This window comes from Pseudomonas sp. 44 R 15, from assembly GCF_900004965.1.
Taxonomy (GTDB): domain Bacteria; phylum Pseudomonadota; class Gammaproteobacteria; order Pseudomonadales; family Pseudomonadaceae; genus Aquipseudomonas; species Aquipseudomonas orientalis_A.
In genome coordinates, this window is record NZ_CVTU01000108.1 from 61,023 (window position 1) to 69,201 (window position 8,179).

Genomic DNA, 8,179 nt, shown 5'->3' on the forward strand with positions numbered 1-8,179 from the left:
GAGCCCAAGCGAGGTGCCGAGTGGTGGGGCAAGAGCGTTTTGCTTACTTTTGCGCTTTTCAAAAGTGAGCCGCCGTCAGGGCGGAACCCTAAGTCGCCGTTACCGCAGAAACGGATATGTACTCGGTCCAATCCAACATCCTGATCGGCCCAGAGGCCGCCATCGGGGGCAAGCCCCCTCCCACATTTGGTTCTTCACAGTGCCTGAATCAGGCTTTTGGCAGGGCAATACCCTGGCCCATCTGCACGGGCGAGCCTGCCAACGACGCTTCGGTCCATTTCACCTGATCCGGCCCGAACAGCACGATAGCGGTCGAACCCAGCTTGAAGCGCCCCAGCTCCGCACCTTTTTCCAAGTGAATCGGCGCACGGGCAGCTTCGTCGTAGCGAAAGGTTTTCAGTTCGCGCTTGGGCGGCGTTACCAGCCCGGCCCATACGGTCTCAATCGAGGCCACGATCATCGCGCCCACCAATACCACCGCCATCGGCCCGCGTTCGGTGTCGAACAGGCAGACCACCCGCTCGTTACGCGCAAACAGTTCCGGTACGTTCTCGGCGGTGGTCTGGTTCACCGAGAAAATTCGCCCTGGCACATAGACCATCTCGCGCAAGGTACCGGCCAGTGGCATATGCACCCGGTGGTAGTCCTTGGGCGACAGGTAGATGGTGGCGAAGTCGCCGCCCATGAACGGCGCAGCCAGCGCAGCGTCGCCGCCCAGCAGTTCCAGCACGCTGAAGCTGTGGCCCTTGGCCTGGAACACACGGCCATGTTCGATCGGGCCGAGCTGGCTGACGGCACCGTCGGCCGGGCTCAGTACGGCGCCTGGGCTTTGATCCAGTGGGCGCGCGCCGTCTTTCAGTGCGCGGGTGAAGAAGGCATTGAAGTGCTCGTAGGCGGTCAGGTCTTCAACCAGCGCCTGGGACATGTCCACCTGGTAACGCTTGGCGAACCAGCGGGTGAAGGCATTCTTGAACCAGCGCACACGGCACTCGGCAATGCAGCCGGCCAGGCGCGAGAGCAAGTGGTGTGGCAGCAAATACTGGCTGAGGATAAACAACTGCTTTTTCATAACTGTCCTTAAACCTTAAATCTCAACGGGGGTGTCGGGGTGGTTGCCCCATTCGCCCCAGGAACCGGCATAACCTTTGACTCGTGGATAACCGAGCGCCTTGGCCACCAGGTAGGTGAAGCCAGAGCGGTGGTGGGTCTGGCAGTGGGTGATGATTTCTTTATCGCGGGTCAGCCCGAGGTCTTCGAGGATTTGCGGCATGTCGCGGCGGATGCGCAGGCTGCGCGCCGTGTCCATGCCGGCGGTCCACTCGAAGTTCACGGCGCCGGGGATGTGCCCGGCTTTGGCCGCGAGGACTTTTTCACCGGAGTATTCCAGCGGGCCGCGTGCGTCCCAGATAGCCAGGTCAGCCGCGCCCAGCCGGCTTTGCAGGTATTCGCGGGTGGCGGTGGGGCCGTCATGCAAGGTGAGGCTGACCGGGCCGCCGACGGGGGGCGGCACCTCGGTGGATAGCGGGTGCTTCTCGTCCAGCCACGCCAGCAGGCCGCCGTCGAGGTAGTGGTATTTCTGATGGCCGATCACGTCGAGCATCCAGATAAAACGCCCGGCCCAGCCGCCGCCTTCGTCGTCATACACCACATAAGTGGCATCGGGTGTGTGGCCCAGCTCGCCGAACAGCTTTTCCAGGTCGGCCTTGTTTGGCAGCAGGCCCGGCGCGGGCGGTTGGCCCAACTGGGTGCGCCTGGGGTCAACGAAATGCGCGCCGGGGATATGCCCTTCGGCGTAGCGGGCGGCACTGGTGAGGTCCACCAGAATCAGGTGTTCGGCATCAAGGCGACCTTGCAGGTCGCTGCATTCGATCACCAGCGGCAAGCCAGAGAAGTCAGGCATGTGAGGTCTCCTGGGCACAAATGTTGGCGATAAAGGAGGGCGATTGTAGCGCAAGCATCAGGCGCTGCGGTTGGTAAAGCTGTGCAGGGCTTTTTCGACGCATTGCGCGGTTTTGCCGAAGGCTTGCACGGTGGTTTCCGAGAACGGCCCGCCACCCTGGTCCGCCACCATCAGCATGACCACGCGGCCATTACAGCTCAGCGAGCGCAACAGCAGGTGCTCGCCGGTAAACAGGCGGCGCAGGATCGGTGGCAGCAGGGCGGCGAACTGCGCATGGTTGTCAGGACCGAGACGCACCTGGGCGGACTTTTCCAGCAAGCGTTGCAGCAATGTACTGTTGACCACATCCAGGCTCAGGTTGGCGGCGTCCTTCGGCAAGCCATCGGCCTGATGCACACGCAAGGTGCTCAAGGCGCGATCGGCCATGAACAGCAATACGCGCTGCATGCCGCTGGCGACCAGGGCTTCCTTGGCGCACGTGGTCAGGTGCATCGCATTGGCAAAGCGGCTCGGCTCGACCAGCAGCTCCGTGCAACGGTTGCGCCACAGCGCCAGTGCTTCAGCCGTGGGCGGCGGCGCGGGCAGCAAGCCACGATGGACTTTTTGCACGTGCCACGGCCAGATCAGCGACAGCGCCGGGTGCCAGAGATCAGGCATCAGGGTGCTGCGGGCGCTGGTGACCGCTTGCTGGTGAACCTGCTGCTGCACATCGCCCAGTGGCTCTTGCAGGTACAGCGCAGTGAGGTATTGCCAGCGCTCGGTGTGCGGGCAGGTCCAGGACTCCTGCGCCGACAGCGCCAGGCCGTTGGCCAACAGCACCGTGTTGGCCGGCTGATTCAGCCAGCGGCGCAGGTTGGGTTCGGCGTCGAGTAACTGCTGGTGGCGCAGCGGGTCGTCTTCGCGGGCGATACGCAATGCCTTGACCAGCAGACGCCGCTCGCCCAGCAGCAGGTTATAGCCCTGGGATACCCAGATCGGCAGGTGCCAGGCCGCAGTCAGGCCAAGGCACAGGTCCAGCAGGCGCACGCCGAACACTTGCTGCTCGACCTTGCGCGCCGACTCGCCCTTGTGGATCACCCGCAGCTCCCATTCCTCAAGCAGCTTGGGGTAGGCCACGGCCATCGGCCACAACGGTGACAGAAACAGCAGGCTGCCCCAATGGATATCCTGCCACAGGCGCGCCAGGCGGCTGCCGAACAGGCCGTTGGCTTGCTGGGACGCGTGCTGGCTGACCAGCAGCAGTTGGCGCAGCGCGACGGGAATCTCGCGGGCCGGCACTGACGGCAGGCGCACCAGCAGTTCTTCGGCGCGTTTAAGGCCGAGGCGATTGAGCGCCACTTCGAGGTTTTCCGCCGGTTCCGCCAGGCTGCCGTGGGTGTGGCTGTTGGCCTCGCGCATCACGCTGAGCACCAGGGCCGGGCTGTCTTGCATCAGCTCGGCGATGTCCCTCAATGAGCTGCGGCTGTCGCGGATCGCTTTGCACACGCGCTCATGGCTGGCCTGGGGAACGGGCAGCAGCACGTCGTCCAGGCGCTGGATCCAGGCGGCGAGGGTGGTGGGTCTTGCAGTTGGGACTGTCGTTTCATTAGCCATGATTGGGGCGCGATCATCATATGTGTTCAACACACCCGTAACGGGCTGAATTGGCTTTTCGCCTTAACGGGCTATAGTCTGGCGCAGTTTCGCCGATAAGTAGAACAAGAGTTTTTCAGCTGCACCCACTATGTCCATGAACCCGACGGCGCAAGTACAGATCCCCTATGGCTAAAATTATCGGCATCATTGTCGTCATCGCAAGTGTGCTCGGCGGGTACGTCCTGTCCCACGGTAAAATTGCCGCGCTGATTCAGCCTTTCGAAGTGTTGATCATCGGCGGCGCCGCCTTTGGTGCCTTCTTGCAGGCCAACCCGGGCTACATGACCATGCACGTGATCAAGAAGTCGCTGGGCATGTTCAGCTCGCGCTTCTCCCACACGTTCTATCTGGAAGTGCTGGGGCTGGTCTACGAGATCCTCAACAAGAGCCGCCGCGAAGGCATGATGGCCATCGAAGGGGATATCGAAGACGCCGCCGCCAGCCCGATCTTCGCCAAGTACCCGGCCGTGCTCAAGGACGAGCGCATGACCGCGTATATCTGCGATTACCTGCGCATCATGTCCTCCGGCAACATGGCGCCCCATGAGCTCGAAGGCCTGTTCGACATGGAGCTGTTCAGCCTCAAGGAAGAGCTGGAGCATCCTTCCCACGCCGTGACCGGGATTGCCGACGGCATGCCGGGTTTCGGTATTGTCGCGGCGGTACTGGGTATCGTGGTGACCATGGCCTCCCTGGGCGAGGGCGATCAGGCGGCCATCGGCATGCACGTCGGTGCGGCGCTGGTGGGCACCTTCTTCGGTATCCTGGCGGCTTACGGTTTCTTCGGCCCGCTCGCCACCTCCCTGGCGCATGACGCCAAGGAAGAAATCAACCTCTACGAAGCGATCAAGGCGTCCCTGGTCGCCTCGGCGTCGGGCATGCCGCCGTCGCTGGCAGTGGAGTTCGGGCGCAAGGTCTTGTACCCGAAACATCGCCCAAGTTTCTCCGAGCTGGAACAAGCGGTTCGCGGTCGCTAAGCCATGGAAAACAACCAGCCGATCATCATCAAGCGCGTCAAGCGCTTCGCCGCGGGGCATCACGGCGGCGCCTGGAAAATCGCTTTCGCCGACTTTGCGACGGCGATGATGGCGTTCTTCCTGGTGCTGTGGCTGATGTCCACCGCCACCCCTGAACAGAAGATCGCCATTGCGGGTTACTTCAAGGACCCGATTGGTTTTTCGGAAAGTGGTACACCCTTCGTGATCGACCTGGGCGGCTCGCCGCAGCTGGCGCCGGAGCGCACCATCAATCCGGAAGTTGAGACCGAATCGCCTCAGGAGAAAATCCCGATCGAGCGCGATCAGGTCGAAACCATGGCCGAACAGGTCGAGAAAGAGCGCCTGGAGCTGTTGCTGCAGGAACTGCAGAACAAGGTTGAGGAAAACCCGCAACTGCTGAAATTCAAGGATCAGATTTCCTTCGAGATCACTCCGGAAGGCTTGCGTATCCAGATCACCGACGCCGCCAACCGGCCGATGTTCGATTCCGGCAGCGCGCGCTTGAAGCCGTACTTCGAAGATATCCTGCTGGCCATGGCCGACACCATCAAGGCGGTGCCGAACAAGATCAGCGTCAGCGGCCACACCGATGCCAAGCCCTATGCGGGGCAGGGCGACTTCGGCAACTGGGAACTCTCGGCCAACCGCGCCAACGCCGCCCGCCGCGCGCTGGTGGCCGGCAGCTATCCGGACCCGCAAGTGGCGCGGGTGGTGGGCTTTGCGTCATCGCAGTTGTTTGATCCGAAAGATCCGTTCAACCCGATCAACCGGCGTATCGATATCGTTGTGTTGACCAAAAAGGCCCAGCGTGCGATTGAGGGCGATCAGCCGCCGCCACCGCCTGCACAGGGTGAGGGCGCCCCCGGTGAAGTGCCGGCGGACCCGAACGCGCTCCCGCCAGGTCAGGAGCCGCTGCCGGCCCATGAGCTGCGTCAAAAGCTGAACCTGTTTGATGACGGTGGGGTGAAGGACCCGACGGTGCCTGCGCCGGCGCCGGGGTCGTAAGCGGCTTCTATAAGCCACACATGAAAAAGCCCCGATCATTCGGGGCTTTTTCATGTGTGGTCAGAGTGGCAGGTACGCTTTGATACCACCGATTACGCCGCGCATATCATCAGCGCACAGGCGTGGTACGAAGTACTCTCGACCCTTGGCGCGAGTCTTTCTATGCAATTTGTCGAGGCGTTCGAAGCTGACGGTGTAAATCATGTCGCATTTCACCCACAGCTCTTTATAACCGTCGGATTGAAGTGGGTTGGCGCGTAGTAGAGGGTGCCAGTCGTACTGGATTTCTGGTGCGGTCGAGGAAATCGGCACAACGGTGCACAGCTTGCGATTATGTGTAGAGGTTGGGGATATCACTACGACCTTACGGATCTTCAACATCTCTGGCGCTACAAAACCTCGTGTGAAGTCACACAGCAGTACATCGCCTTGTTTGGGGTGATAGTAGAGAGCCAACCGTTAATTCCCCACAAAAAGCAAAGCCGCCCGAAGGCGGCTTCATTCGACACGCAGCGGAGCTTGCTTCGCCCCTTCTGCGCCGCTGGATCAACTCCGAAAAGGATCCAGACTCCTGCCAGCTTTCGCTGGTGACGGAGCAATTATGGGCATCAGGAAATCCGAATACAAGCTGGCGTGTGTGTATCAGCCACCCAGTTGACCCGGATTCTTGATGCCTGCTCCTGTTAAATCAATGGGCTAGGGCGTTCAGCACCCTGGTTTATGTGTATCAAGAAATTGACCGTCAATAACTGCTCTCAGGCAAGCTCGCAATAATCGACCGATAGCTGTTCATCCGCTGCTGCTGCACACGGCCATCCTCCAGCGCCTTGAGCAGTGCACAGCCCGGCTCGCGGTCGTGTTTGCAGTCGCGGAAGCGGCAGGTGCCGATCAGGTCGTTGAACTCGATGAAGCCTGCTTCCACGTCGCTGCGGCTGACATGGCCGAGGCCGAATTCACGAATGCCCGGGGAGTCGATCAGTTCACCGCCACCGGGGAAGTGGAACAGCCGTGCGGTCGTGGTGGTGTGCGTACCCTGGCCGGACAGTTCCGACAGCGGGCCGACGCGGGTGTCGACTTCCGGCAGCAGGCTGTTGACCAACGACGACTTGCCCACGCCCGACTGGCCGACAAACACGCTGATGCGCCCGTCCAACTGCTGTTGCAGCTGTTCCATGCCGTTGCCGTGATGGGCCGACACTTCCAGCACCGGGTAGCCCAGGGTGCGGTAGACCGCCAGCAAAGCGTTGAGCGCCGGAGCATTCTGTTCATCGATCAAGTCGAATTTGTTCAGCAGCAGCAGCGGGCGGATACCGGCATGCTCGGCGGCGACGAGGTAGCGGTCGATCAGGTTGGCGTGGGGCTCGGGCAGCGGCGCGAACACGATCACAATCATGTCGACGTTGGCCGCCACCGGTTTGAGCTGACCGCGGCTGTCGGGGCGGCGCAGTTCGGTACTGCGTGGCAACTGGGCGACGATCACGCCGATGCCCTGGTTGCCGGCGCGCCACACGACTTTGTCGCCCGTTACCAGCGCGGGCAGGTTGGCGCGCAGGTGGCAGCGGGACACAGTGCCTGCGAGTTCGCCTTCCAGCGCCTCGACTTCGACCTGCACGCCGAAGTGCGCGATCACCAGGCCGGTTTGTTCGGGCCCCAGGTCGCCGCCCTCGAGCGCTTCCACGGCGGAGGATTCACGTTTGGCGGCGCGCGCTGCGCGTTCACCTTGAATCTTTTCGATGCGCCAGTTTTGGCGACGATTGAGCTGGCGTTTGGCCATTGGTGTTCCGTGTCGATAATGCAAAAGTTGGGTAAAACGGTCGCGAGTCTAGCACGGCGCCGCCTGCTAAACTGCGCAGCTACGCCAAGGTGCCAAGAGAATCAAGCCATGCAAAACCCACAGAACCTGATTTGGATCGATCTGGAAATGACCGGTCTGAACCCCGACACCGACGTCATCATCGAGATGGCGACCATTGTCACCGACAGCAACCTCAACACCTTGGCCGAAGGTCCGGTGATCGCCATTCACCACAGCGATGCCGTGCTCGCCACCATGGATGAGTGGAATACCCGCACCCATGGCAACTCGGGCCTGACCCAGCGGGTACGCGACAGCCGCATCAGCATGGCCGAGGCCGAAGCCGAAACCATCGCCTTCCTGGAAAAATGGGTACCCAGGGGCAAGTCGCCGATCTGCGGCAACAGCATCTGCCAGGACCGGCGCTTCCTTTATACGCATATGAAGGGGCTGGAAAGCTACTTCCATTATCGCAACCTGGACGTGTCGACCTTGAAGGAGCTGGCCGCGCGCTGGGCGCCGGAGGTCAAGGACAGCTTCCATAAGGGCAGCACGCACCTGGCGCTGGACGATATCCGCGAGTCGATCGCCGAGTTGCAGCATTACCGCAAGCATTTCATCAAGGCTTGAAATCGGCGCGACCGCTGGACATGTGGGAGGGGGCTTGCCCCCGATGGCGGTGTGTCAGGCCCGGATTCATTGACTGACACTCCCTTATCGGGGCATAGGTATCTACACAACTCAGCAGCGCTCAACCGCAACCACGATGCGAAGCGAGCCGCTCTTGATCTGGCTTTTGATCTTGATCTCAGGCGCCCCGTTAAACCACGCTGGCCGAACGCAGGC

The 8,179-nt window shown here is 61.6% G+C and carries 8 protein-coding genes; 3 read left to right on the forward strand and 5 right to left on the reverse strand.

Features of this window, described 5'->3' with window-relative positions:
* Positions 1-208: 208 nt before the first annotated feature.
* From asd to BFP93_RS19725, 3 genes are read right to left on the reverse strand one after another with little or no spacing between them, the layout of a single operon-like run.
* The gene (asd, locus tag BFP93_RS19715; protein WP_065894487.1) at positions 209-1,069 is read right to left on the reverse strand and encodes an archaetidylserine decarboxylase; all 861 of its coding nucleotides are present in this window, start codon (positions 1,067-1,069) and stop codon (positions 209-211) included.
* Between the two features lie 15 nt (positions 1,070-1,084).
* Positions 1,085-1,900, reverse strand: a complete 816-nt coding sequence (gene rhdA, locus BFP93_RS19720) for a thiosulfate sulfurtransferase (RefSeq protein ID WP_065894488.1) — start codon at positions 1,898-1,900, stop codon at positions 1,085-1,087.
* Between the two features lie 57 nt (positions 1,901-1,957).
* Positions 1,958-3,493 carry an HDOD domain-containing protein gene (locus tag BFP93_RS19725; protein WP_065894490.1) on the reverse strand — a complete coding sequence of 512 codons (1,536 nt, stop codon included), beginning with the start codon at positions 3,491-3,493 and terminating at the stop codon, positions 1,958-1,960.
* 167 nt (positions 3,494-3,660) lie between these two features.
* On the opposite strand from BFP93_RS19725, the gene motA reads away from it, so the two are divergent.
* Positions 3,661-4,512 carry a flagellar motor stator protein MotA gene (gene motA / locus BFP93_RS19730; protein WP_065886533.1) on the forward strand — a complete coding sequence of 284 codons (852 nt, stop codon included), beginning with the start codon at positions 3,661-3,663 and terminating at the stop codon, positions 4,510-4,512.
* Between the two features lie 3 nt (positions 4,513-4,515).
* Positions 4,516-5,538, forward strand: a complete 1,023-nt coding sequence (gene motB / locus BFP93_RS19735) for a flagellar motor protein MotB (RefSeq protein WP_065894492.1) — start codon at positions 4,516-4,518, stop codon at positions 5,536-5,538.
* 60 nt (positions 5,539-5,598) lie between these two features.
* Here motB and BFP93_RS27770 read toward each other — a convergent pair whose 3' ends face one another.
* Positions 5,599-5,994, reverse strand: coding sequence for a type II toxin-antitoxin system PemK/MazF family toxin (locus BFP93_RS27770; RefSeq protein ID WP_083203225.1), 396 nt, complete (start codon positions 5,992-5,994; stop codon positions 5,599-5,601).
* Between the two features lie 286 nt (positions 5,995-6,280).
* Positions 6,281-7,312: a small ribosomal subunit biogenesis GTPase RsgA gene (gene rsgA, locus BFP93_RS19745; protein ID WP_065886530.1), complete on the reverse strand. Its 1,032-nt coding sequence runs from the start codon at positions 7,310-7,312 to the stop codon at positions 6,281-6,283.
* 108 nt (positions 7,313-7,420) lie between these two features.
* Here rsgA and orn point away from each other — a divergent pair, with 108 nt between their 5' ends.
* Entirely contained in the window at positions 7,421-7,963 is a 543-nt protein-coding gene (gene orn, locus BFP93_RS19750) for an oligoribonuclease (RefSeq protein WP_065886529.1), read from the forward strand.
* Positions 7,964-8,179: the final 216 nt, after the last annotated feature.